Origin of the sequence: Ruminococcus flavefaciens (genome assembly GCF_900143025.1) — a bacterium.
Classification (GTDB): Bacteria; Bacillota; Clostridia; order Oscillospirales; family Ruminococcaceae; genus Ruminococcus; species Ruminococcus flavefaciens_I.
Genome location: NZ_FRCT01000009.1, coordinates 71,876 through 96,497 on the forward strand (window position 1 = coordinate 71,876; position 24,622 = coordinate 96,497).

21 protein-coding genes are annotated in these 24,622 nt (G+C 45.2%); 1 reads left to right on the forward strand and 20 read right to left on the reverse strand.

What is annotated here, in order from left to right; all coding sequences use genetic code 11:
- Positions 1 to 8: 8 nt before the first annotated feature.
- From BUB28_RS10500 to BUB28_RS10515, 4 genes are all read right to left on the reverse strand, one after another.
- Positions 9 to 5,783, reverse strand: coding sequence for a DUF4011 domain-containing protein (locus BUB28_RS10500; RefSeq protein WP_072951269.1), 5,775 nt, complete (start codon positions 5,781 to 5,783; stop codon positions 9 to 11).
- Between the two features lie 227 nt (positions 5,784 to 6,010).
- Positions 6,011 to 6,460, reverse strand: a complete 450-nt coding sequence (gene tnpA / locus BUB28_RS10505) for an IS200/IS605 family transposase (protein ID WP_072951271.1) — start codon at positions 6,458 to 6,460, stop codon at positions 6,011 to 6,013.
- Positions 6,461 to 6,627: 167 nt separating this feature from the next.
- Positions 6,628 to 7,503, reverse strand: coding sequence for a hypothetical protein (locus tag BUB28_RS10510; protein WP_072951273.1), 876 nt, complete (start codon positions 7,501 to 7,503; stop codon positions 6,628 to 6,630).
- An 18-nt stretch (positions 7,504 to 7,521) separates the two neighbouring features.
- Positions 7,522 to 8,187, reverse strand: coding sequence for an acyltransferase (locus BUB28_RS10515; protein ID WP_072951275.1), 666 nt, complete (start codon positions 8,185 to 8,187; stop codon positions 7,522 to 7,524).
- A gap of 218 nt (positions 8,188 to 8,405) precedes the next feature.
- Between BUB28_RS10515 and BUB28_RS10520 the strand changes: the two genes are divergently transcribed.
- Positions 8,406 to 9,296 carry an SGNH/GDSL hydrolase family protein gene (locus BUB28_RS10520; protein WP_072951277.1) on the forward strand — a complete coding sequence of 297 codons (891 nt, stop codon included), beginning with the start codon at positions 8,406 to 8,408 and terminating at the stop codon, positions 9,294 to 9,296.
- A 74-nt stretch (positions 9,297 to 9,370) separates the two neighbouring features.
- Here BUB28_RS10520 and hisE read toward each other — a convergent pair whose 3' ends face one another.
- From hisE to BUB28_RS10600, 16 genes are all read right to left on the reverse strand, one after another.
- Positions 9,371 to 9,709 (reverse strand): phosphoribosyl-ATP diphosphatase, encoded by a 339-nt coding sequence (gene hisE, locus BUB28_RS10525; RefSeq protein ID WP_028516514.1) that lies wholly within the window; start codon positions 9,707 to 9,709, stop codon positions 9,371 to 9,373.
- On the reverse strand, positions 9,709 to 10,059 hold the full coding sequence (gene hisI, locus BUB28_RS10530; RefSeq protein ID WP_072951279.1) for a phosphoribosyl-AMP cyclohydrolase: 351 nt from the start codon (positions 10,057 to 10,059) through the stop codon (positions 9,709 to 9,711). The genes hisE and hisI overlap by 1 nt, the downstream gene beginning before the upstream one ends.
- A gap of 2 nt (positions 10,060 to 10,061) precedes the next feature.
- Complete coding sequence (locus BUB28_RS10535) at positions 10,062 to 10,799, reverse strand: AAA family ATPase (RefSeq protein WP_072951281.1); 738 nt, start codon at positions 10,797 to 10,799, stop codon at positions 10,062 to 10,064.
- Complete coding sequence (hisF, locus tag BUB28_RS10540; RefSeq protein WP_072951283.1) at positions 10,799 to 11,554, reverse strand: imidazole glycerol phosphate synthase subunit HisF; 756 nt, start codon at positions 11,552 to 11,554, stop codon at positions 10,799 to 10,801. Before hisF ends, BUB28_RS10535 begins: the two co-directional genes overlap by 1 nt.
- Before the next feature lie 4 nt (positions 11,555 to 11,558).
- The gene (locus BUB28_RS10545) at positions 11,559 to 12,131 is read right to left on the reverse strand and encodes a hypothetical protein (protein WP_072951285.1); all 573 of its coding nucleotides are present in this window, start codon (positions 12,129 to 12,131) and stop codon (positions 11,559 to 11,561) included.
- Positions 12,124 to 12,849, reverse strand: coding sequence for a 1-(5-phosphoribosyl)-5-[(5-phosphoribosylamino)methylideneamino]imidazole-4-carboxamide isomerase (gene hisA, locus BUB28_RS10550; protein ID WP_072951286.1), 726 nt, complete (start codon positions 12,847 to 12,849; stop codon positions 12,124 to 12,126). The genes BUB28_RS10545 and hisA overlap by 8 nt, the downstream gene beginning before the upstream one ends.
- A gap of 21 nt (positions 12,850 to 12,870) precedes the next feature.
- On the reverse strand, positions 12,871 to 13,245 hold the full coding sequence (locus BUB28_RS10555) for a hypothetical protein (RefSeq protein ID WP_139277548.1): 375 nt from the start codon (positions 13,243 to 13,245) through the stop codon (positions 12,871 to 12,873).
- Positions 13,246 to 13,298: 53 nt separating this feature from the next.
- Positions 13,299 to 13,988, reverse strand: a complete 690-nt coding sequence (locus tag BUB28_RS10560; RefSeq protein WP_072951289.1) for a tyrosine-protein phosphatase — start codon at positions 13,986 to 13,988, stop codon at positions 13,299 to 13,301.
- 12 nt (positions 13,989 to 14,000) lie between these two features.
- Entirely contained in the window at positions 14,001 to 14,780 is a 780-nt protein-coding gene (locus BUB28_RS10565) for a P-loop NTPase family protein (protein WP_072951291.1), read from the reverse strand.
- Entirely contained in the window at positions 14,777 to 15,382 is a 606-nt protein-coding gene (gene hisH, locus BUB28_RS10570) for an imidazole glycerol phosphate synthase subunit HisH (protein ID WP_072951294.1), read from the reverse strand. Before hisH ends, BUB28_RS10565 begins: the two co-directional genes overlap by 4 nt.
- Positions 15,382 to 15,963 carry an imidazoleglycerol-phosphate dehydratase HisB gene (gene hisB / locus BUB28_RS10575; RefSeq protein ID WP_072951296.1) on the reverse strand — a complete coding sequence of 194 codons (582 nt, stop codon included), beginning with the start codon at positions 15,961 to 15,963 and terminating at the stop codon, positions 15,382 to 15,384. Before hisB ends, hisH begins: the two co-directional genes overlap by 1 nt.
- Positions 15,964 to 15,974: 11 nt before the next feature.
- The gene (locus tag BUB28_RS10580) at positions 15,975 to 17,033 is read right to left on the reverse strand and encodes a pyridoxal phosphate-dependent aminotransferase (protein WP_072951298.1); all 1,059 of its coding nucleotides are present in this window, start codon (positions 17,031 to 17,033) and stop codon (positions 15,975 to 15,977) included.
- 65 nt (positions 17,034 to 17,098) lie between these two features.
- Positions 17,099 to 18,388, reverse strand: coding sequence for a histidinol dehydrogenase (gene hisD / locus BUB28_RS10585; protein ID WP_072951300.1), 1,290 nt, complete (start codon positions 18,386 to 18,388; stop codon positions 17,099 to 17,101).
- A complete protein-coding gene (hisG, locus tag BUB28_RS10590) occupies positions 18,385 to 19,014 on the reverse strand; it encodes an ATP phosphoribosyltransferase (protein ID WP_028515676.1) in 630 nt (209 codons plus the stop codon). Before hisG ends, hisD begins: the two co-directional genes overlap by 4 nt.
- Entirely contained in the window at positions 19,011 to 20,207 is a 1,197-nt protein-coding gene (gene hisZ, locus BUB28_RS10595) for an ATP phosphoribosyltransferase regulatory subunit (RefSeq protein ID WP_072951302.1), read from the reverse strand. The genes hisG and hisZ overlap by 4 nt, the downstream gene beginning before the upstream one ends.
- A 74-nt stretch (positions 20,208 to 20,281) precedes the next feature.
- On the reverse strand, positions 20,282 to 24,607 hold the full coding sequence (locus BUB28_RS10600) for a PolC-type DNA polymerase III (RefSeq protein ID WP_072951304.1): 4,326 nt from the start codon (positions 24,605 to 24,607) through the stop codon (positions 20,282 to 20,284).
- Positions 24,608 to 24,622: the final 15 nt, after the last annotated feature.

A 24,622-nucleotide genomic window follows, 5' to 3' on the forward strand; every position in this document is an offset into this window, starting at 1 on the left:
CCATAGTTTTAATTTCCAGTGTAGGAGACTCTGCCGTCATCGGTAAAGCCTACCCAGCCGCGGTTCTTAGCCGCCTTTATGCCAAGAGATACAGATGTTTCCAGCGAGGGTGTTATCCTTGTAAATCCGAAGAGATGCGCCACCTCACGCAGCAAGTCCTCACGAGCCATAGCCACCTGACGGGACATTATCTCCCTTATGCCAACAGCTATCTCCTCAGGAGCTACCTCGTCGATATCGCGCTTTTCATCGCCGCTGTATACTGTTCTGCACTTGTCATAGTTCTCGGGCTCCTGCTCCTTCAGCCATACATACTCGTTTTCTCCTGCTGTTGTTACCTTAGCCTCCGATTTTTCAAAAGCACTGTCGAAAAGTGCCTTCATATTTGAGCCGGGACGGGATATTCCCCAGCATGAGAATGTCTTTTTTGCAAGAGTTTTCTTGTTCATAGGAGCTTCGGCAGCAAGGATATCGTTAATGCACTTTGTTATCTTTGCAATACTGCCTTCGCTGAAGTTTTCGGAAGTACCCAGAGCCTTTATCTTGAATGTCTCGAATTTATCGAAGCTCTCAGCAAAGCTGCTGACCTGTTCGGTCTCGAATACGAGCTCCTGTTTCTTCTTTTCCTCTGCCTTCGGAGCAGCCGCAGGGTTGCGGTAACGCTCTATGGCATTATCTATCTCAGCCTTTATCTTGCCGAGGACTTTTTCCTTATTGTCCAGCCAGTCGATGATATAAACGCTCATCACGTTCCAGCCCAGTCCCTTGAGTACACTTGGCTGTGAAAGGCTTCTGTCGCTTGCTGTACCATTATGGAAATAGGACTCGTTTCCGCAGTTTATACCCATGATATAGGTATCTGGCTTATCAGGATTAACAACTGCTACATCTACCTTATAGTCAGAGCAGCCTACACTGCATTTACATTCATAGCCCATTTTCCTTATCTCGTCCGCAACTACAGTCTCAAAGCCATCTGAGCCGCTCTTTGAACCTGCTCTTACAGGAAGTGCGCTCCTGCCCTTTGCAGCAAATTCAAGGAAACCCTTGAGTCCCTCGACACCGTCCGAACGTGTACGTGAAAGGTCGATCATATCGGGAGTGATGACCGAGAATACTATCATCTTGCACTTTGAACGTGATATTGCGACATTGAGTCTTCTCCAGCCGCCGTCGCGGTTAAGCGGACCGAAGTTCATTGATACCTTGCCGTCCTTGTCAGGACCATAACCGATAGAGAACATGATAACATCACGCTCATCACCCTGTACATTTTCAAGGTTCTTGATGAGGATAGGCTCATACATCTCGTTTGCGTATTCTTCAAGCTTTGGATCATCGCGGTATGCGTCAATTAGCAGGTCGTCGATAAGGTTCTGCTGTGGCTGGCTGAATGTAACAACACCTATGCTGAACTTTCTCAGCTCAGGGTCTCTCAGTCTGCGGCATATCTCCTCCACAACTGCCTGTGCTTCGGCTTTATTTGTACGTGTGGAGCTCTTGTCATAGTATCCCTCAACGTGTACCCAGCTTACCTCCGATATCTGATCGTCAGGCGACGGGAAGGTGTAAAGCTTGTTCTCGTAATACTTTGAGTTGCTGTACGCAATAAGGCTCTCATGGCGCGAACGATAGTGCCAGAGCAGATGCTTCTGCGGCATAGAAAGTGCAAGACAGTCATCAAGTACGCTTTCAAGGTCTTCCTTTTCGTAGTTCTCCTCGTCCACCTGATTTGACGCAAAGAAGCTTGTAGGCGGAAGCTGTTTCGGGTCACCGACTACGATAACATTCTCGCCTCTTGCGATAGCTCCGACAGCCTCGCAGGTCGGGAGCTGTGAAGCCTCGTCGAATATAACAAGGTCAAACTTAGGGTAAGACGGGTCTATATACTGAGCCACGGAAATAGGGCTCATAAGCATTACAGGACACATTCTGCGCAGCAGATTTGGTATGCTGTCGAAAAGCTTTCGTATAGACATCATTCTTCCGTTTGACTTGATAGCCTTTTGCAGTATGCCTATCTCAGAGCTGTTTGCGGAGCTGCCAGGTGCAGGTATCTTAGCTGAAAGCTCGGCAGCAAGCTCCTTGATGGAAAGTGTTGAGAAATCGTCAAGGACTTCGCCGAATTTTCTGATAGTTTCCTCAAAGAGAGTTCCCTGAAAACGCGAAAGCACACTGTTTCGGGAAATAGTACTTGTGACCATAGCCTTGCTTATATCGCAGTCAAATGCACCTAAAAGCTGCTCTGTCGGCACATCGCCGTTCATGTACGCGTCGGCAACATTACCTATGCCAAGCTCGCGGAGCTTATTGCATATCGTAACGATTCCCGTCCATTCCTTGAGCTGCGGAAGTGCTTCAATAACGGCATCTGCCTTCTGCTGAGCATCGCTGCCCAAGTTTTCGCCTGTTATGAGCTTGTCCGTATTTATACCGAAATCACTTCTGAGCTGTGATGATATATTTTCAAGTGCGGCATAATCTGCGGATATCTTCGATGTATCGCTGTTTACTCCGTTTTTAAGGCTGTCACAGAGCTTCTGCTTTATATCAGGAGCAAAGGCAGATGCAGCCATTCTTTCTCCAAGCTCGGAGGAACGGCTTACACACTTCTCAATGCTGCTCCAGTCTGCATTTTCATCAAGCTTCACAGTGCCGAAATACTTCAAAAGTTCGGGCTGTGCGGAAGTGACCTGTGTTTTAAGAGCATTGAACTGATTTATCTTGTCGTAATACTGTGTGATATTGGACTTTGTTACAGTTGAAGCAGACTTAGCATGAGCTGCAAGCTCCTTCACAAGCTTCTTGCTTCCCAATGCCTTTCCGATGAACCATTTGCCCTGTGCAGTTTTCCACCTTACCAGAGCATCTGACGCATTATAGCCCAGAACAGAAGGTTCAAACTTCGAGAGCAGCTCGTCCTTAGCCTGTGAAAGCTCCTTACCTGTATTTATAAGCCCCTGTGCAGCCTCCTTTGAGCCGTTCCAGCGGCTGTCTCCGATAATATCGGCAAGGAGCTGTTCTCCGCCCGAGGCTGCTGTAAGTATCTCAGCTGCAAGCTTGCACTGCTCAAAGGTCATCTCGCTGCTGCCCGTAAACTGCACAAGCTGCTGTGTATCGCCCTGAGCGACTGTAAGAGCTGTTTTCAGCTCGCGGAGCTTTGTCTCCATAGCTCCTCTTGTTTCGGGAGTGCATGAGGTAAGCTCGCATACTCCCAGAGCTGTCGTAGTAACATCACCGAATTCGCGTCCTGCCGCAGCAAGGCTTTCAAGAGTCTCATGCCATACCGAGTAAGAGGTATCGCTCATAGCGTCAAGCTGCTCATTTGTAAATGTGAATTTACCGCCGAATTTACTGTTCTTTTCGTATCTTACGGCAGCATCATACATGGAGCAGCCGAAATTGCGCTTCTTGTGTATCTCCTCCATAGTGCCGTTAAGCTCTTTTCGCATCTCGGCTATCTTGTCAGCCTGTGCCTTGTACTCCGCAGGCTTCTTGATGCGTCCGACATTGAGAGTCTCTTCAAGCTGTTTGAGTACAGCACGTTTCTGAGCCTTATTTGAATGGAGCTCTATACAGAATGGCCCGAGACCTACCTTGTTAAGACGCTTTTCAACGACTGAAAGCGCAGCCATTTTCTCGGCTACGAAAAGTACGGATTTTCCCTGATACAGCGCACTTGCTATCATGTTGGTGATAGTCTGCGACTTACCGCTTCCGGGAGGTCCGTGAAGGACGAAGCTCTTGCCCTGTGAAGCCGCATAAACTGCCGCAAGCTGTGATGAATCGGCACTCAGCGGCACAACAAGATCGGAAGGAGCTACCTTATTATCAAGATCAAGAGGAGATATGTACAGATCATCGCCTGCCCATTCTGTTTTTCCTGAGATAAGACTTGCTACTACCTTGTTTTTTTCAAGCTCGTCAGCACGGTTTCGGATATCGTTCCACATGATGAAACGATTGAAGGAGAACTGTCCTATAAAAGCATAGTCAACGATATCCCAGCGTGGCTGCGACATTATGCCCTGACGGATAGTATTGAATATTATTTGCAGATTTACGCCGTTTTCGTCCTCGGGTACAGGGTCAATTCCTTTTATATCAATGCCGAAGAACTGTCTCAGCATCTCCAGCATGGTGATATTTACCTGTGTATCCTCATCGCGCATACGGATAAGATATGTCTTTTCCTGTACCTTGCGGATTATATCTACAGGCACAAGCACAAGCGGTGCATAACGTGCCTTGTCGCTCTTTTCGGTCTCATACCAGCGCAGGAAGCCAAGTGCAAGATATATCGTATTTACACCGTTTTCCTCGATGCTCACCTTAGCCTGTCTGTGGAGCTTCTTCATTACCTTTTCAAGGTCGGTATCCTTCATAAAAGTCCTCAGACGGCGGCTCTTGAACTCTGACTCCGAGATAGTAGTTATAAGATCGCGGTCATTTTCTATCTCATATATCTTGCTGTCGGAAATCTGTAATGTGGTATCATTTGGCATGGGCATGACCTTGAAGTCCTCGCCCTTTGATATCTCGTCCTCAAGCACTCCGAGGTCGCTTATCATAAGCTGAACGCTCATTGCCGAGGGGCGGAAATTCAGAAGGCTGTTCCTGAGACTAAGGTCAAGGAGCTTTCTCTCCCATATTACCTGCTTTGTTACCTCCTTAGCCTCTCCGTCGGCTACAGTCTGTCCGATTATGTCTATTTCATTCGGAGCTGATGTTATCTCCGATTTTTTACGCTCGCCGTAGTCCACTGCCTTGAATGTTCCGTTTTCATACACTCTTGCAGGTACGGGACGAATACCGCTTGAACGGGTACGGCTTATATCTATTGCAAATATGAATTTCGCTGCATCGTCAAGATGACCTGCGGCGTGCTTCTCGGCATCGTCAAAATCTATATTCTTTCCTGCCACAAGGTCAGTACACTCGACTGCGCATATTGCGTCTATACCATGAGCTATGCGCTTTGTAATAGCTGACATATCATATTGCAGGCAGTCTGAAAAAGTCTCATTATCGAGCCAGCAGGCTGCAAAGGCATGGTCCTGTACAAGAATTAGCATAGGGTTAAGTCCTGCCGCTTCAAGGCATGAACAGTAAAGCACGGAAAGGTCGATACAGGTGCCCTGCTTCAGTTCAAGAACCGTATCGGGCATACGTATACGCTGAGCTTCCTCAAAGCTTGCAGGCGGCATTGCGTAGGCAATGTTCTGCTCCTGTAAAGCAGCATATATCGCGCCCATTTGCATTTTTACAATATTGGGATTTCTGGTCTGATAGCCTGTGAAAGCAGGATCATCACACCATTTTTTCAGGTATGCACCTGCCGCAGACATTATCTCCTGTACCTTCGAGTGATTCGGACTCACAAAGGCTGCGGCAGTCTCGGGCATGAAGTTTATACCCGACCACTGATCGTAGGCAAGAAGCTCGATGCTGCGGTTTTCGGAAGCTATGACTTCTTCGCCCTGAAGTGCTTCTATTGTAACACTTCCTACAAGCTTTTCGGTAAGGCTGAAAAGATAATCGGAAAGCATGATTATATTTATTGGAGCTATCTCTACAGGCTGTGCAGGTAAGAGATCAATGGGAGCTGATTCAAAGATCTTTGCAAACTCAGGCTCAAATCTTATCCTCAGTCTTACATTTTTCACTTCCTCGTCGGAATTATTGGTCATAACGATATTTCTGAATACAGGAACATAATTCTGCTGCATCGCAAAATTGATCTGAGCGGTCATATTGCCGCTGAAAGTGATTTTATTCTCCATACAGTCCTCCATTCTGCCGTTAGCGGTGCGAAAGATACTATTTCTATGATACCACATTTTGTTGTATTTTACAATATTTACAGCAAAAAAAATCAAATAAGCATCCCCCGGCAAAGCCGGGGGTTTTCCCTTAAACGCCCCATAGGGGCTCAGAATACAAGCTACGCCTAAAAAGGCGTAACAACACGGACGCACGCGGCTACGTTCTTCTGCGTATTTCTTACTTCTTATTCGCTATACGGATTTGAATTGTCCAGCGTTAATTGACCTGCTATTCTGTCGTCTTCCAGTTGCTTTCTGATATAATCTGCTATTGCAGCTGTATTCTTCCCTGCTGTATCAACATAATATCCTCGACACCAAAACGACCTGTTTCGATACTTATACTTCATATTCCCCCATTTGTTGTATATCATTATACTGCTTTTTCCTTTGAGGTATCCCATAAATGATGATACTGCATTTTTAGGTGGTATCTCCACCAACATATGTATATGATCCGGACACGCTTCCGCTTCAAGCAAATTTGCTCCGTACCAGTTACATAATTGCCTTATTATCTGCCCTATTTCATATCTCTTTTCTCCGTAAAATACTTTCCTTCGATATTTTGGCGCAAATACTATATGATACTTGCAATTCCATTTTGTATGTGATAAACTATACTTGTCATTCACTTTGCAATGACCTCCTTTTGATTATCTTTGCAGTTGGTAGCCGCAAATTTATTATAATCAAAAGGAGTTTTTTCTTCAAGACTTATAGCTGTAAGCTTTTTTGACCCCCCGGCCTAGCCGGGGGTTTTCAGATTACAACAAAAAAGCTGCCCGAAGGCAGCTTTATGTTATCTGTCAGCATAAACTCTTATATTTCGTCCGCCGTTTTCCGTGAATTCAAGTCCGTCTGCTGAGAAAACGCCATCAAAATCCACAAATTTCTTGTCATCGGCTTCCTCTATCCACTTATCACCCTTAAATGACACAGTTACCTTGCCGTCGGGAGCGATATTAGTTACCTGTCCGATAGTGATAAAGCTGGACTTTTTGCCCATCTGCGGCTCATACTCAAATACTGCTTTCAGATCACCGTGATCTCCCACATCTTCAACTGTGAGCTTTATCGTATTATCACCCGTATCAGGCGAATAAATGCCGTCATATTCATTTATGAGGTAGGTAAGGTCTGCACCTGCGGACTTTTTCAGATCTATTTCATAATCGTCTGACTTCAGTGTACCTTCCTTTAAGTCAAAAACGCCGTTGAATTCAATGATATGATATGTTTCGGGCTTCTTTTCCCAGTCTGTACCTCTGAAATGTACAGTTATCGCGTCCTTTTTTTCCTCTACAACAGTACCCTCCATAAGGTAACTTCCTGTAGGTACTCCCGGATTTGCAGGATCTTCATGGAACGAGAAAAGTGCCTGTATGTCGCCGTCCTCAGCTGTTCCGAAAACCGAGAAATCAAGACCTGTAATACCCTGTGTAGCAACATATTTGCCTGAATACGTGTTTACAAGCTCCTTGTATTCCTTCTTTGCCTCGGTAGTAGCTTCGGTAGTCGCCTCTGTAGTAGTGTTGGTAGTCTCTGTAGCAGTTGTAGTTTCGGTTGTTGCCTGTTCAATAAGATAATCATCTGTGTTATTATCAGAGCAGGCAGCAGTTATTGTAAGTGCAAAAGCCGCTGTCATAAGAACAGAAGCAAGTATCTTTCTTTTCAACTCAGTTTCCTCCGACTATCAGTCTTTATGTACGATGACTCCGCCTGTCTTGTAAATGCTGTCAGCAGGGATAACTCCTCTTACACAGCTTGTAGGATAGATGTTTGAATTGCGTCCGATAACAGTACCGGGATTGAGGACGCTGTTACAGCCTACTTCAACGAAATCGCCAAGCATAGCACCTATCTTCTTGATGCCTGTTTCTATCTTCTCATCGTCTGACTTGATGACTACATTTGTCTTGTCAGACTTTACGTTTGAGGTTATTGAGCCTGCACCCATATGGGACTTGTATCCGAGGATACTGTCTCCAACGTAGTTGTAATGAGGTGTCTGTACATTATCGAAAAGGATAACATTTTTCAGCTCTACAGAATTTCCTACTACACAGTTCTCGCCAACAAGTGCGCTGCCTCTGATAAATGCACCGTGACGCACCTCTGTACCTGCACCGATTATACATGGTGCTCCGAGATAGGCTGTGGGAAATACCTTTGCTGTCTTGTGTACCCATACATTTTCAGACGGGTTATCATATTCATCAGGACTCAGAGTTGCTCCGAGCTCGATTATAAAGCTGCTTATCCCTTTAAGGGCTTCCCAAGGGTATGTAAAGCGGCTGAGGTAATCCTTTGCGGCTGTATGTGTAAGGTCATACAGTTCAGATATTTTTACATTTTCCATTTGTATCAGCTCCTGAAAAGTTCATAAATATTGCAAATATTATTATACTATCCATTCTGCCCAATGTCAAGGCAAAATGACAAAAACAAACCTTTCCTTCCACTACTTTACAATTTCGTAAAAATATGGTAAAATATAATCTGCACTTTTATAGTGCTGCGTGTTCTGCATAGTGTCTGTGCAGACATTTTTGATGCTTTACACAGGAAGTGTATTTAATGAAAAACAAGCTTTTATTTCTTCTGAAATATCCTATAGAAGTACTTCTGGTATTACTGCTGATATTGCTCTCCTTCTGCTTTACGGCTTCACTTGGACAAGAAGAAAACATATCCGATGACCGCAGCGTTTTCCTTACGGCTGCTGTTGATGCTGCGGCTGAGATAATAAATAATGACGTTACTTGTACGACAACTACCGTCACTACTACCTCAACGACCACAACTATAGTGACTACTACTTCACTGTATGAGATATGTGAGCCGACACGCACAGCAGGGCAGTCTCCAAACAGTCTGTTCTATCAGGAAAGGCTTGCCGTTACAGGCGACTCTCTCGCCCTCGGCTTCAATGTCTACGGCTTTATCCCTGATATGCATAATATCGCAGGCGAATCCGTGTCAATGTGGAATCTGGATTACTTCACATTTGATCTGGGCGGCGGCGAAATGGGTATGGTAGACGCTGTTGATTATGTTCACCCGAGACTGCTGTATATGTCTGTGGGTATGAACGATGTTAATCTCAATTATCCCGAACCGTATGTTAAACGTTACCGCGAAGTAATCGAGGAGCTTATAAAGCGTATGCCTGATATCAATATCGTAGTTGCCGCAATTACTCCTGTATGCTCCTACTGCAATGTCGTGAAAAATGAGATCATACGCGATTATAATGCCGCACTAAAGGAAATGGTGAAGGATATGGATTTGCCGCAGGTAGTCTTTTTTGATGCGTATTCTGTGATCTGCGACAACGAGCTTAACCTGAAAGACGACTATTCTTCGGGTGACGGAATGCACCTGTATATCCCATGCTACAATGATATACTTACAGCACTGTTCGATTTTCTCGATACCACTGATTTCAAAAAGCGGTTAGGAGGATAAAGTACATTAAATGGGCTGTCGAGGACGCCAGCCCCTACATAAAAAAGGCGTGATATGATATCACGCTTTTTTTATCATGTATTTTTATCAACTTCGTGGAACTTCTTGAGATTTCCGATCTTTTCGTTTCTCTCGTCAAGAACACGCTCAACGTCTGACCAGTCAAGTCCCTGATTTGCACAGAGTACCATTACATGGTAGAGAAGATCGTTGATCTCGTTCATAAGCTCGTCGTTGTCACCGTTCTTTGCTGCGATAACTGTCTCGGTAGCCTCTTCGCCTACCTTCTTGCAGATCTTGTCTACGCCCTTTTCAAAAAGGTAGCAGGTGTAGGAATTCTCGGCAGCTGTACCGTTCTCGAACTGCTTTTTCCTTTCCTTGATAACTTCAAAAATTTCCTGATATACTGTCATTATTCATTCTCCTCGTTATTATATATTTCGTTGAAAAAGCAGCTGTAGCTTCCTGTATGACAGGCAACTCCCGTCTGCTCAACATTTACAAGCAGTGTATCGTTGTCGCAGTCGCCGTATATTGATACGACCTTCTGCAAGTGTCCACTCGTTGCGCCCTTGTTCCAGTACTCCTGACGGGAACGGCTCCAGAACCATGTATAGCCTGTTTCGAGAGTCTTTTTAAGGCTCTCCTTGTTCATATACGCAAGCATAAGAACTGTTTTTGTATTGACCTCATAGCATATCGCAGGGATAAGCTCTCCCTTTACGAAGAATTTGTCAAGATCATTCAAGTCTATCTTTATCATATTTACTCCTTTTCGGTTTCATCGAATAAACGGTCTAACATACGCCTCGGGCTATCCATAAAGGCTTTCATTACGCTGTAAGTCTCCGTATCCTCATAGGAGCTTTCTGCAATGCCTTTTTGTGTAAGCTCGTATATGACAGCGTCGGGATATGCAAGGATAACAGGCGAATGAGTAGCTATTATGAACTGGCTCCCCTGCTTTACAAGCTCGTTTATCCTTATAAGCAGTGACATCTGCCTTGAAGGTGAAAGCGCAGCCTCCGGCTCGTCAAGTATATACAGTCCGTGGGCGGTAAAGCGGTTCATCACCAGTGAAAAGAAACTCTCGCCGTGAGACTGCTCATGCAGCGACTTTCCGCCGTAGGCTTGCAGTATTTCGTATCCCAGTGTATCAACATAGGAAGCGGCATTATAAAAGCTCTCAGCCCGCAGAAAAAAGCCTGTTTTCGGTCGTTCTATACCTCTTGTAAGCTTGATCGCATTATGCAGCGGAGAATGAGTTTCCTTTGTGGAAAATGAAAAATTCAGTGAGCCGCCCTCTGCATTGAAGCCGTATTTTACGGCTATAGCTTCAAGAAGCGTGGATTTTCCCGTACCGTTTTCGCCAACAAGATAGGTCACGGAAGCACTAAGCTCCAGCTCCTCCATTGCCGAAAGGCTCCTTACAGCAGGGAGCTCCGCAGTATAGCCAAGCTCCTCTGTCAGCTTTTCAAGCCTGACGCTTCTTATATAGCTCATCAGCGAACAATAACGCCCTTGCCGCGGCAGTAGTCCTTTACCTCGCCGACAGTAAGCTCCTTAAAGTGGAAAAGTGAAGCCGCAAGAGCTGCTGTAGCTCCTGTTTTCTCGAATACCTCATAGAAATCGTTTATCTTGCCTGCTCCGCCGCTGGCGATAACAGGTATGGAGCAGTTGTCACATACTGCTTTCAGCATGTGGATATCAAATCCTTCCTTTGTACCGTCGGCATCTATGGAATTAAGGCATATCTCGCCTGCTCCAAGCTTTTCGATAGTGTGTACCCAGTCTATAAGGTCTATGCCCATGTCTTTGCGTCCGCCGTTTATATAGACAGTCCATTTGTTATCGGCTATCTTCTTTGCGTCGATGCCTACGCAGATGCACTGGCTGCCGAATATATCAGCTCCGTCCTTGATGAGCTGCGGATTTTGTACAGCCTGTGAGTTTACCGAGACCTTGTCCGCACCTGCTCTCAGTGCCTCGCGGATATCGTCAACATTCTTTATGCCGCCGCCTACTGTAAGGGGTACGAATACCTTTTTCGCTGTATCTCTAACTACATCGAGGAATACTCCTCTGCCCTCAAATGAGGCTGTTATATCGTAGAATACTATCTCGTCCGCACCCTGCTTGTTGTACTCCTCAGCACACTCTACAGGATCGCCTACATCACGTACTCCCTCAAAATTTACGCCCTTAACTACCTTTCCGTTTCTAACGTCAAGGCAAGGGATTATTCTCTTTGCAAGCATTATATCACTTCCTTAAATTGTTACTTATTATCAAAATGAACACCATAACAGAAATAAAAACAAGTTCTGCTATGATAATATAGCGTTTTGACTTTTTCAGCCGTATTCTGCTATCAGCTGCCAATGCTGCTGCGCCGATGGGAATTACCGGTAAAACCTGAAAAACCCTGATCGGTATGCCGAAAGTAAACATTCTCGTCTGATGTATGACGCAATGCGCCCAAATAGTATAGAATACAGCCCAGAAAAGCTTCATTGCGTCAAAAGCAGTAAGTACGGTTCTTCTGACGAATATATCTTCCTCTACACCAAGCTTTTTGCTTATTCTCTTGGCTTTATTTATGGCAAAACCTCCGAGAGTAAATGCTATAACAAGTCCGAAGCCTGCTATAAACGGGAAAAATGCATAGGCTCTTGAAGCGTAAACATCAAATTCGTTGTCATCACCGTAATGAATACCTATCTTTTCTGGGAAATCCTTATACACCATGAGCATATACACAAGATACGCCCCCAGCATACCGAATGACAGGATATTAACTGTTGTATGCAGCCTTTTTATTGTTTTTTCATGCATTTGAATACTCAATGGCTTCCTTCAGGTTCAAAGTCCCTTTGTATATGGACTTTCCGCAGATAGTTCCATAGAGTCCCATTTTCTTGCAGGCGATGATGTCGTCCATAGTGTGGACTCCGCCGCTTGCTACGATATTTGCTCTGCCCTCTGTTGCGTCTGCAAGCTTTTTGAGCTGCTCACGGTTTACGCCTGAGAGAGTTCCGTCCTTGGAAATATCGGTGAAGATGAAGTACTTCACTCCCGACTCTATCATCTTGTTTGCAAGGTCGATATAGTGTACGTCCGAGCTTTCGAGCCAACCCTCTGTAGCTACCATTTCGTTCATTGCATCTATCCCTACAACTATCTTTTCACTGCCGAATTTCTCAACAGCTTCGCATACAAGCTTAGGATTTTTAAGTGCTACCGAGCCCAGTATAACTCTTGTAATACCCATGTCAAGATACTCCTGAATGGTCTGTATGCTGCGGATACCGCCGCCAAGCTCTACCTTTAGGTTGGTTTTTTCGGCAACATCGGTATATATCTTTGTGTTGACAGGTCTGCCCTCTTTTGCGCCGTCAAGGTCTACCATGTGTATCCACTGTGCTCCAGCCGCCTCAAAGCTCTTTGCAGTTTCGAGATAGTCGGAAGCCACCTTTTCAACTGTGGAAAAATCGCCCTTGAAAAGGCGGACACAGTTACCGTCCTTAATATCTATTGCGGGAAAAATTATCATATTAGTCCTCCTATTTGATCTTTAGCGGTAAATGGTCTTGTCCTTTACCTGATCGTCACACTTTATCTCAACCGTTCCTTTAGCGTGTTTAAACTTCATTTTTACAATATATCTACCTGTTTTATCAGCTGTAAAATAAGTATCGGCATCTTTGATATTACTTATGACCTCGCCTTTTTTTTCGCCCTTGCAGATAAATGAGACCTCTGCCTTACCTTTCTCAATATGAGCGTCAAGGTGAAGCTTTTCGCCTGTTTCAAGCTGAAATTCGATTACTTCTTTTCCGTTGAAGGTATAAAAATCAGAATAGTATCTTCCTTCAATAAAATTTCTGCACTTACCTTTGAAAGTATATACATTGTCCCATATCAAAAATCCTGCCAGACCGGCTGCCAAAATCGCTCCTGAAATTTTTTTTAATGTTTTTTTCTTCATATTTATCTCCCGTATCATTTTATAAGTCTGCTGCGTATCCTTTCAATATGATCAATCGACAATCCTATTGCTTCAAAATAGTTTTCTACAGTACCGAAGCGTTCTGTAAAAAGGTCTATAAAGCCATTCATGCTCTTTTCATTCGCAAGGACGATATTCCTGTCCACCTCGGGGTGAGCCTCAAGAAAGGCTGCAAGCCTTTTGTGGTTGTACTCGCGGCTTACGACATAGTCGTTGACTATATCCTCGCGGTATGCTCCGCAAGTCATGAGTATTATTGCGCTTACAACGCCTGTTCTGTCCTTACCTGCCGTACAATGGAAAAGAACACCCTCAGATGCTTCTGCAATGGTTCTCATCACCTTTGGCATATTCTCAGCCGTTGCAATTTCCATATAGGAAAGCGGTACAGCTTCAAGGCTTTCGGGAACTCCGCTTCCCTCGGTTATAGGAAAATGTAGATATTCAAAGCCTGCTGTTTCAGAAAGCATATCGGGATTTTTTTCGACTTCCCACTGTGTACGCATATCAATTATAGTAGTGATATGAGCAGAAAGAAGCTTTTCAATATCCCCGGCAGCAGGCTGTGAAGGAACATCGCTGCGCCAGTATACGTTATTTTTCGTAATACTGCCGTCAGCTGTTTTAAAACCGCCAAGCTCACGGGTATTATATGAGCTTGAAAGTATACTCTTATATACCATGATAACGTTCCCTCACTTTAACTCTGCAAGTATATCGGAATACGTCTTGTCCCAGTCTTTCTGCGGATCATCAAGGACAATGCTGCTGATATCAAGTCCGCTGAGAATTTCAAGCTCTCGCTGCTGTCTTTCTTCAAGTGCATATATATATCCATCAAAACCTGTCAGACCGATACTTTTGCCATACTCACCATTACAGTGGTAGTCGATGACTGCATTGAGCCACTCATCTCCCCGTTCAACAGAAGCTTTCTTTACACTTTCGTAAACTTCGCTGTTTTTGAGATATACTACAAGCGGCGAAAACGGCTTTATTATTTCGCATATTTCAGCAATATATCCAGCTGAAACCAACTTGTCAAAGCCAAAACGCATCATAGTCTCGCACATAGGATTCTGCAAAAGCACACAGTTGAAAACATATCTGCTGCCGTCGTTTTTATCTGCAAATTCACGCCATTTATCCAGCATTACAGGACGTTCGGTCTCCCACGGAAGAAAATCATATATCTTGTATTGCAGGAGCTTGTTGAAAAGCTCTCCGCTGAATGCTCCGAGATTTACGATATTACCGCCAGACTTTTTTACAGTATGCCGAGCTATCTGTTCAAGCTCGTCTGATGTGAAATTTTCAAGCCGGTTATCCGTCAAAACTGCATGAAACTCATAGTCCGCAGGATGATCGCCTGTGCCTTCGTCAATGAAAGTCATATCAAGCTGCTGTGCAATAAATCTTGCAGTTGTACTCTTTCCCGAGCACGGAAGTCCCTCGACTATGATGAGCTTGTTCATTTAATAAGTCCTCCGAAGCTGCGGAGAATTTTAAGTCCTGTTTCACCGCTCTTTTCAGGGTGGAACTGTGCGCCGTATACGTATTTTCCATCGTAAACAAGTGCAGGCACTCTTCCGCCGTATTCTACATACGCGGCAATATTCTTATCCTCGCAGTGTGCCTTGTAGGAATGAACGAAGTAAACATACTCATTATCTCCTACATTTTCAAGAAGCGGACAATCGTTGAGCTTTTCAAGCTTGTTCCAACCCATATGCGGGATTATAAGCTCGGGCTCTTCCATTTTTCTTACGCTTCCGCCTATAAGTCCGAGGCCGTCACACTCCTCAAATTCATAGCCCTTTTCAAATATGAGCTGCATACCAAGACATATACCGAGAAAGGGCTTTCTTGCAGCCTCCTCCTTGATAGTGTCAACAAGTCCTGTAGCTTCAAGCTTTTTCATGGCAGCAGGAAATGCTCCTACTCCCGGGAGTATAACAGCATCGGCTGCCTTTACGGACTCCTTGTCGCTGACAAGCTTGCTTTCAAGTCCGAGATAATCAAGTGCATTCTTTACACTGAAAATATTGCCTGCGCCGTAGTCGATTATAGCTATCATCAGAGAACTCCTTTCGTTGAGAGAGTTGAACCGTCTGAATTTTCTGTCACAGCTGTTTTAAGTGCATGAGCTACTGCCTTATATACAGCCTCTGCCTTGTGGTGGTCATTGCTGCCGTAAAGAAGGTTTATATGCAGTGTCATGCCCGAATTGAATGCAAATGCGCGGAAAAATTCCTCTGTCATGCAAAGGTCATAGTCTCCGCAGCTCTGATTTGTAAAGTCACAGTTGAAAACAAGGAACGGACGATTGCTAAGGTCAAGGCTTGCCATTGCAAGAGACTCGTCCATTGGAATATAAGCTGTACCGTAGCGGACAATGCCTGCCTTTGTGCCGAGAGCCTGTCCGAGAGCTGCTCCGAGAGCTATGCCTGTATCCTCGATAGTGTGGTGACAGTCAACGTGCAGGTCACCCTTTACCTTTACAGTCATGCTTATGCCGCTGTGTACCGAAAGAGCTGTAAGCATATGGTCGAAGAAACCGATGCCTGTATCTATATCAGCTCTGCCCTTTCCGTCAAGAACAACGTTTATCTTTATCTGAGTCTCTTTTGTTTCACGCTCGATAGTTCCTGTACGCATACTGACCTCCATTACTTTTTGAAGTAGCTGTCAAGGACGCTTATAAAACGTGCATTTTCAGCTTCTGTGCCTGCTGTTACACGGATATAGCCCTTGAACTTTCTTATGGCGATAGAGTTTTCCAGCATAAAGCTGTATATCTTCTCAAATTCATCTGTTCTTACGAATACGAAATTGGTGCATGGCTCATATATCTTCTCAAAGCGACCGTACTTCTTGTCAATTTCAAGGATATCGCTGTAGAGCTTCTTTGTATTTGCAACTATAATGTTACGGCACTCCGCAAGGTAGTCCTTTTCGCTGAGTATATCCGCAACTATAGTCTGTGCAACTGTATCGTTGTTGTATGGCGACTTTGCTGCACGGATAGCATTGGTTATGGTCTTGTTTGCGACTGCAAAGCCAAATCTTACTGCTGCAAGTCCGATAGCCTTTGAACAGGTCTTGAGTATTATAAGGTTGTCATACTTGTCAACATCTGAAAGAATGGACTGATCCCAGAAGTCCATATAAGCCTCATCAAGGATAACAAGACAGCCGTCAAGAGACTCTATTATCTTCTTTACTGCTGCTCTGTCAAGTCCGAGAGATGTAGGATTGCAGGGATTTGAAAAGATAAGACCCTTTGCACCCTTTTCCTTGCAGAAGGCTATGAGCTTGTCCGGGTTTATCGTCAGGTCTGCTTCCTTCTGATATGTTTCTACGTTTACCTCGTAGAGCTGAGCATAGAACTCATACATTGAAAAGTCGTGTGATACATTGACTATAGTATCCCCTGCCTCAAAAAAGCAGCCTTCGATAATGCTTATAAGCTCATCGGAGCCGTTTCCTGCACTTATAAGCTCCTCGGGAATATTGTAAAGCTCAGAAAAAGCCTTTGTGGGAGCTTTTGCAAGGCAGTCGGGATAGCGGTTGAAGTCTATCTGCGAAATGCTCTTTGCTATCTTCGCTTTTAAGCTGTCGTTAAGATTGAAGCAGCTCTCATTTGCGTCAAGTCTGATATCATAGTGACCTGTTATCGGGTCATAGGGCACTAAATTTACCAGCTTTTTATTAAGTTTGTAACTCATAATTTATCCTTTCCGAAAAAACACCTATAGGGCGACAGTATCAAAGAGCCGCCCCATTGCGTGATTTAGTCTTCAAATCTTACCTTGATAGCATTAGCGTGAGCGGTAAGTCCCTCGCGCTCTGCGATAAGTACGATGTCGTCCTTAGCCTGTCTGAGTGCCTCCTCAGTGTAGTAGGTGTAAGCTGTACGCTTTGTAAAGCTTGCTACGCCAAGAGGCGAGAAGAAACGTGCAGTACCGCTTGTAGGAAGAACGTGGTTAGGTCCTGCATAGTAGTCGCCGAGAGGCTCGGAAGCATAGTGACCGAGGAATATGGAGCCTGCGTTGTCAAGGCTTCCGAGAAGCTCGAATGGATTTTCCATAAGGACTTCAAGGTGCTCGGGAGCTATCTCGTTGGCAAGCTCTACGCACTTTTCACGGCTGTCTGCAATAATAATCGCACCGTAGTCTTCAAGCGACTTTTCGATGATATTCTTTCTTGAAAGATATTCCTTCTGACGCTCTATCTCCTTGATAGTGCCGTCAGCAAGCTTTTCGCTTGTAGTTACCATTATTGCAGATGCAAGCATATCGTGCTCTGCCTGTGACATAAGGTCGGCAGCTGCGAACTTAGGATTTGCTGTATCGTCAGCTATAACAAGTATCTCACTTGGTCCTGCTATCATGTCTATATCAACAACACCGTAAAGGAGCTTCTTTGCTGTAGCTACGTAGATGTTACCGGGTCCTACTATCTTGTCGCACTTAGGTATCTCCTCTGTGCCGTAAGCAAGTGCAGCAATTGCCTGTGCGCCGCCTGAGAGGAATACTCTGTCAACACCGCATATAGCAGCAGCAACAAGGATATCCTTGTTAGGTGTGCCGTCCTTCAGCGGAGGAGTTACCATGATTATCTCCTCAACGCCTGCTATCTTAGCAGGGATAGCGTTCATAAGAACACTTGAAGGATATGCGGCCGTACCGCCCGGAACATAGAGTCCTACTCTGTGCAGTCCGCGCACACGCTGACCCATTATTACGCCGTTTTTCTTGGGAGAGATAAAGCTCTGCTCAACCTGTCTCTGGTGGAAATCAGCTATATTCTCCTGAGCGTTGAGGAGTGCGTCAACGAACTCTTGATCTGCCTCTGTGAGAGCATCGTTGATGACCTCACGGGGGACTTCATAATACTGCGGAAGATTTCCGTCAAATTTAAGTGTGTAATCCTTAACAGCCTTGTCGCCGTTATTCTTTACATTCTCGATTATCTCCGATACGACCTCTGTGACCTTTTTATTGGTCTCGCCGCTTCTCTTTTTCAGATCGTTGAGAAAAGCAACTTCGTCTGTACCGTTAGCGAATATTTTCTTCATCAAAGATTCTCCTCTATAAGTGTGATAAGTCTGTCAATTTCAGCGTGTCTCATTTTGAGACTTACGGTGTTTGCAATAAGTCTTGCCGAGATAGGAGCAACGTCCTCAATGACCTCAAGTCCGTTCTCTCTGAGAGTAGTACCTGTCTCAACTATATCAACAATACCGTCTGCAAGTTCAAGAAGAGGAGCAAGCTCAACAGAACCCTCTATTTTGATTATCTCTGTATCCATGCCCTTCTTCTCAAAGAAGCTTCTTGCAACGTTAGGATACTTTGTAGCGATAGTCTTTATACCGTAGCCGCTGTAGAAATCATAGCCCTTCTTTGTAGCAAGTGCGAACTTACACTTGCCGAAGCCGAGGTCAACAAGCTCGTAGAACTTGCCCTTCATTTCCATGATAGTATCCTTGCCAACAACACCCATGTCACATACACCATGCTCAACATAAGTGATAACATCGTTTGCCTTTGCAAGAACTACTTCAAGGTTTGCATCGGGTACAGGAAGTATGAGCTTTCTGCCCTTTTCACGTACAGCTGTGCAGTCGAAGCCCAGCTTTTCAAGGAGACCTACTGTGTCCTTTTCAAGTCTGCCCTTTGTAAGAGCCATTCTGATAGGCTTATTCATATATTGACCTCCTTGCTTTCGCCGTCTATTACAAGTACCTTGGCGATCTTCTTCTCCATTGCGTACTCACGTACACTGTCAAGGTCGTCAAAGAGTGCGTTTTCAACTACCATTCCCTGCTCGCGGAGCTCCTTTGCGGCTTTAAGTGCAGCCACCTCGCAGCCCTCCTCGGCATATACGATAACATCAGGTCTTGGCTCGGCAGGAAGTACATCGCTCTTTTCCATAAGCTTTGCAACTGCGTTGATGTTTACAGCAAAACCAATAGCAGGAACGTCATAACCAAACTCGGAGATGAGCTTGTCATAGCGTCCGCCTGAAAGCACTTCTTCGCCGTGTCCCTGTAAATATCCCTTTATAATAAGACCTGTATAGTAATCGGTCTTGTTTACGAGTCCGAGATCAACAGTGATAGAGCCCTCACCGCTGCAAAGCTCGGAAGCATCTGAATATACTTCTCTGAGCTCATCGAGGATACGCTTGATATTGTCATCAGGCATAAGCTCCTCTGCCTTCTCAAATACCTCCTCGCCGCCAAAGAGTGCGGGAAGCTTTTTGAGAGCATCTGTAACAGGTGAATTTCCGAAGCTGTCAAGCATATCGTTGAGTGCAGGGAAATTCTTGTTCTCAATGAGCTTTCTTATATTTTCCTTGTCCTTATCGGAAGCATCGAGCTTGCCTACAAGCTCCTTGAATATGCCGATATGACCAAGTTCAAGTGAAAACTCCATACCGAAGGAGCTGAGTGAATCAACTGCTGTTGATATTACCTCAAGATCAGCCATTTTGAGCTGTGAGCCTATAAGCTCTATACCAGCCTGTACTACCTCATCGCTTCTGCCCTTTAATGAAGGCTCTGTAGTATATACAGCCTGTGCGTAGCAAAGCTTCAGCGGAAGCTCTGCGTCTCTCAGTCTTGTTGCAACTATTCTTGCGATAGGCATAGTTGTATCAGGACGCATTACAAGGAGTCTGCCCTTGCTGTCTGTGAGCTTATAGAGATTTTCCTGCGGAAAATATCTTGAATTGAGATTGAATACATCATAGAATTCAAGTCCCGGAGTAATTGTCTCATTATATCCGCGGCTCTTGAAAAGTCCCATAAGGGTACTTTCTATATTTCTTCTTACGATACACTCTCCGAAGAGCAGGTCTTTCGTACCCTCGGGAGTTATAAGGTCATAGTTTTTCATGTGAACCTCCTCGTTAAGTCACTTTAGTCTGCTAACATGATAATATGATAACATATTACTAAAAGAAAGTCAAGTCAAAAGAACGACATTTGTGTGGATTCGGGTAAATCACCAAACGCGCCTATGGTTTTCAACATATCTATTGTTGTTTTTGACGCTCCGCTCTCGGACTGGAACTCCTCAATGGACATAAATCCGCCCTTCTGAACAGCCTCATAAATACCCTTCGCAGCGTTGTCACCGACACCGCTCATTGCAGAAAACGGTATTCTAAGCTTGCCGTCCTCAACAAGATAATCCGTCGCGTGTGATTTGAAAAGATCAATGGGCAGGAACTCATATCCTCTCGACATCATCTCATTTGTAATGAGCAGGATATCGTACAGAGCACTGTCTTTGTTGGTCTTGTCGTTTCCGAGAGCCTTTATCTCCTCGATCTTTGCACGTACAGCTGCCTTGCCCTTTATGGCAAGCTCTGCATCGAAGTCCTCACCGCGGACCGAGAAGTATGTGGCATAGTATTCCAGCGGCATATGCAGCTTGAACCAGCCCAGCTTTATCGCCGCGATAACGTAAGCCGCAGCATGAGCCTTCGGGAACATATACTTTATCTTCAGACAGCTTTCGATGTACCATTCGGGTACGTTGTGGTCGCGGAGCATCTGTATTATCTCAGGTGTAAACTGCTTGGGAGCTTTTCCCTTACGTGTCCACTCCATTATCTGGAAAGCCATTTTCGGCTCTACCCCTTTATACAAAAGGTATGTCATAATAGAGTCACGCGTACCGATAACGTCTGAAATGGTACATACGCCGTTGTCGATAAGGTCCTTAGCATTTCCCAGCCAAACGTCGGTACCGTGGGAAAGTCCCGAGATCTGTAAAAAGTCGCTGAACTTGGTGGGCTTTGCGTCCAGAAGCATCTGTATTGTAAAGCCTGTACCCATTTCAGGTATGCCGAGGCTTCCTGTCTTGCAGTATATCTCCTCGGGAGTTACACCCAGCACATCGCAGTTGGTACACATACGAATAACATCGGGGTCAGATGTGGGAACATCCTTTATCTTTATGCCCGTAAGGTCTTCAAGATGCTTGTAGAGAGTAGGTACAACGTGTCCCAGCTCGTCAAGCTTCAATATGGTATCATGGAGGGAGTTGAATGTAAAGTGAGTCGTTATGATCTCGGAGTCGGCAGTATCGGCAGGGTGCTGAACGGGAGTGAAGTCGTAAACATCATAATCAGACGGTACAACAACCATTCCGCCCGGGTGCTGACCCGTTGTCCTCTTGATGCCTGTACAGCCGATAGCAAGACGGCTCATTTCGGCATTATTAAGAGTTATGCCGTTCTCCTCGCAGTATTTCTTTACGTAGCCGTAGGCAGTCTTTTCCGCAACTACGGATATAGTACCTGCCTTGAAAACGTTTGATTTTCCGAAAAGCTTCTCCGTATAGCGATGAGCCCAGAACTGGTATTCATCGGAAAAGTTAAGGTCGATATCAGGAGCTTTATCACCGTCGAAGCCCAGGAAAGTCTCGAAGGGGATATCGTGTCCGTCACGGTTCATGTCCTTTCCGCAGTCGGGACACTTCTTAGGCGGCAGGTCGAAGCCTGAGCCGTATACACCGTCCAGCAGGAACTCGCTGTGCTTGCAGTTAGGGCAGACATAATGGGGCGGAAGCGGATTAACCTCCGAGATTCCGGCCATTGATGCCACAAAGGACGAACCAACAGAACCTCTCGAACCAACAAGATAGCCGTTATCAACTGAGTTCCAAACAAGCTTCTGAGCGATAATGTAAAGCACCGAGAAACCATGCTTGATAATTGATGAAAGCTCACGGTCAAGTCTCTTATCAACAAGCTCGGGAAGCGGATCGCCGTATATCTCATGCGCCTTGTCATGGGTTATCTTAACGAGCTCCTCCTCCGCTCCTTCGATAGTCGGAGTGAACGTGCCCTTTGGTATAGGTCTGACTACCTCTATCTGGTCGGCAATGGCATTGGTATTTGTGATGACTACTTCCTTTGCCTTATCCTCACCGAGATATTCAAATTCCGCCATCATCTCCTCGGTAGTCCTGAGATACAGCGGAGCCTGCTCCTCTGCGTCCTTGAAGCCCATGCTGGCAAGAATTATCTTACGGTAGATAGCGTCCTTTGGGTCGATGAAATGAACATCGCAGGTAGCACAGGTAGGAAGTCCGAGTCTGTCGCCCATATCAACGATGTATTTATTGAACTCACGAAGCTCATCATCGTCCTTTGCAACACCGTCACGTACCATGAAAGCATTGTTGCCTATTGGCTGTATTTCAAGATAATCGTAAAACCTTGCAAGGTTGTCGATATAGTCCTGATCGCGTATATCCAACATCGCCTGGAATATCTCGCCTGCCTCGCAGGCACTTCCGTAGATAAGTCCTTCACGATGCTCTATGAGCCTTGATTTGGGTATGAGCGGCTTTTTATAGAAGAACTCAAGGTTACTGAGCGAAACGAGCCTGTAGAGATTTTTAAGTCCTGCCTGATTGCGGACAAGGATTATAAAATGATAGCTTTTCAGCTTCTTTGTCTCTATTTCGTCAACAAGTATATTAAGCTGCTGTATAGACTTAAAGCTTCTTTCGCTTTTAAGTCTGCCGATAAGCTCGATATATATTTTGGCAAGCATCAGCGCATCGTCGGAGGCTCTGTGATGATCGAACTTTCCTAATTTCAGCTGCTTAGCCACAAGATTGAGCTTATGTCGTCCCATTTCCGGAAGCATAGACTGGCACATAACAAGGGTATCCACCCATGTATACGGAAAGTCTATGTTCTGACGTTTCTTCACCTGATTTATCATGTTGGTATCATAACGGGCGTTATGAGCAACAAGTACGGGATTATCTCCGCAGAACTCCATGAACATACGGAGTGCCTCTGCTTCATCGGGAGCATTTGCCACATCAGCATCACTTATGCCTGTAAGCTCTGTTATCCTCTCCGGAATATGAAATCCCGGATTTACTTTAGTATTGAAGCTGTCAACGACCTGAAGATTTTTCAGCTTTACAGCACCTATCTCGGTCAGTCTGTCATTGCGGAAGCTGAGACCTGTAGTCTCAACATCGAATATTATTATCTCATCATCAAAGGAACGGTCATCATCACCGTAAACCACCATGTCGCGCTCGATATCGTTTACAACATAGGCTTCCATGCCATATATTACCTTGAAGTTCTTAGGCATATTATACATACAGTCAGGGAAAGCCTGCACGTTGCCGTGGTCGGTTATCGCCATAGCCTGATGTCCCCAGCTTGCGGCTCTGTTTATAAGAGTAACAGGGTCGGTAACTGCGTCCATAGCGGACATATTGCTGTGGCAGTGTAGTTCGACACGTTTTTCGGGATAGTTGTCCATTTTTGGTATGCGCTTTACCTTGATGAGGGAATTTGCGGATATAACGATATCCCTTGCGTAGGAATCGTAATCCAGCTTACCCGAAACAAGCAGAGTCGCACCGCTTTTTATAGAGCCCAGCTTCAGCTCCTCTACCTCTTCATTCTTGGCAAATATCTTTACCTTGAGAGAGCCGCTGTAATCGGTGATATCGTATGTAACTACAGTCTTTTCGTTGCGCACCTCTTTGAGCTCGGAGGCAAATACATCGCCGACTACTACAACTCTTTCGCCGAGCTGCTGTACCGCATCACATATGGGAACAGGCTTTTCGCGTATAGCCTTGCCCTTGACTATCTCTGCAGACTCTGCATCGAAATCCTTGTCAAGTGCGGTAACGTCAAGGGTCATAGTCGGAATGACCGACTTCATCTCCTCAGCCCTTATCTCGTCGGGAGTCTTATCGGGAATGAGCTGACTGCTGTAATCGGGCATATCAGCTTCGATACGCTCTATCATCTCATCGAACTGCTGTGCGCTGACGTTGCTCTCACCGTCAAGAACTACCTTTACCCTCACGCCGAACTGATTATATATCATTCGTGAAAAACTAAGGCAGAAGTTATATCTTTCAAGGATATCCCTGCCGCCGTGTACTATCTTTATTCGGAGCTCTCCGTTGCCGAGAGTGACCTCCGCATCATCGAGAAAGCCGTTTACTACAGGGATATCGCGTTTCAGGAGCTTCAACAGCTCGCCGTAGCAATCCATACCGAATTTCTCAGACGGATAACGAGGAGCAAGTCTCACCTGCTCCACCTTTATAGCTGTTTCCACAGCCTTTTCAAACCCGAAGATATCATCACCGGGCACAATTTCTCCGAAATGCGCATGAAAACGTATTCTTTCGAGATTTTCGCTGTAAGTCAGCTTGAATATCTCGCCGCCGAGTATACTTTCAGGCAATTCAATTTCATAGTCCTTGAGAAATTCGGATATCTTTATCTGCATTGGTCAACGTCCTTT

What these genes read in the sequence shown, in the direction of transcription:
- BUB28_RS10520 (WP_072951277.1), top strand. Translation starts at nt 8,406, where the DNA reads ATGAAAAACAAGCTTTTATTTCTTCTGAAATATCCTATAGAAGTACTT.
- hisE (WP_028516514.1), bottom strand. Translation starts at nt 9,709, where the DNA reads ATGACAGTATATCAGGAAATTTTTGAAGTTATCAAGGAAAGGAAAAAG.
- hisF (WP_072951283.1), bottom strand. Translation starts at nt 11,554, where the DNA reads ATGCTTGCAAAGAGAATAATCCCTTGCCTTGACGTTAGAAACGGAAAG.
- BUB28_RS10535 (WP_072951281.1), bottom strand. Translation starts at nt 10,799, where the DNA reads ATGAGCTATATAAGAAGCGTCAGGCTTGAAAAGCTGACAGAGGAGCTT.
- BUB28_RS10565 (WP_072951291.1), bottom strand. Translation starts at nt 14,780, where the DNA reads ATGAACAAGCTCATCATAGTCGAGGGACTTCCGTGCTCGGGAAAGAGT.
- hisA (WP_072951286.1), bottom strand. Translation starts at nt 12,849, where the DNA reads ATGATAATTTTTCCCGCAATAGATATTAAGGACGGTAACTGTGTCCGC.
- BUB28_RS10580 (WP_072951298.1), bottom strand. Translation starts at nt 17,033, where the DNA reads ATGAGTTACAAACTTAATAAAAAGCTGGTAAATTTAGTGCCCTATGAC.
- hisB (WP_072951296.1), bottom strand. Translation starts at nt 15,963, where the DNA reads ATGCGTACAGGAACTATCGAGCGTGAAACAAAAGAGACTCAGATAAAG.
- BUB28_RS10545 (WP_072951285.1), bottom strand. Translation starts at nt 12,131, where the DNA reads ATGCATGAAAAAACAATAAAAAGGCTGCATACAACAGTTAATATCCTG.
- hisZ (WP_072951302.1), bottom strand. Translation starts at nt 20,207, where the DNA reads ATGAAAAACTATGACCTTATAACTCCCGAGGGTACGAAAGACCTGCTC.
- BUB28_RS10500 (WP_072951269.1), bottom strand. Translation starts at nt 5,783, where the DNA reads ATGGAGAATAAAATCACTTTCAGCGGCAATATGACCGCTCAGATCAAT.
- hisG (WP_028515676.1), bottom strand. Translation starts at nt 19,014, where the DNA reads ATGAATAAGCCTATCAGAATGGCTCTTACAAAGGGCAGACTTGAAAAG.
- BUB28_RS10600 (WP_072951304.1), bottom strand. Translation starts at nt 24,607, where the DNA reads ATGCAGATAAAGATATCCGAATTTCTCAAGGACTATGAAATTGAATTG.
- hisH (WP_072951294.1), bottom strand. Translation starts at nt 15,382, where the DNA reads ATGATAGCTATAATCGACTACGGCGCAGGCAATATTTTCAGTGTAAAG.
- BUB28_RS10515 (WP_072951275.1), bottom strand. Translation starts at nt 8,187, where the DNA reads ATGGAAAATGTAAAAATATCTGAACTGTATGACCTTACACATACAGCC.
- BUB28_RS10560 (WP_072951289.1), bottom strand. Translation starts at nt 13,988, where the DNA reads ATGGTATATAAGAGTATACTTTCAAGCTCATATAATACCCGTGAGCTT.
- hisI (WP_072951279.1), bottom strand. Translation starts at nt 10,059, where the DNA reads ATGATAAAGATAGACTTGAATGATCTTGACAAATTCTTCGTAAAGGGA.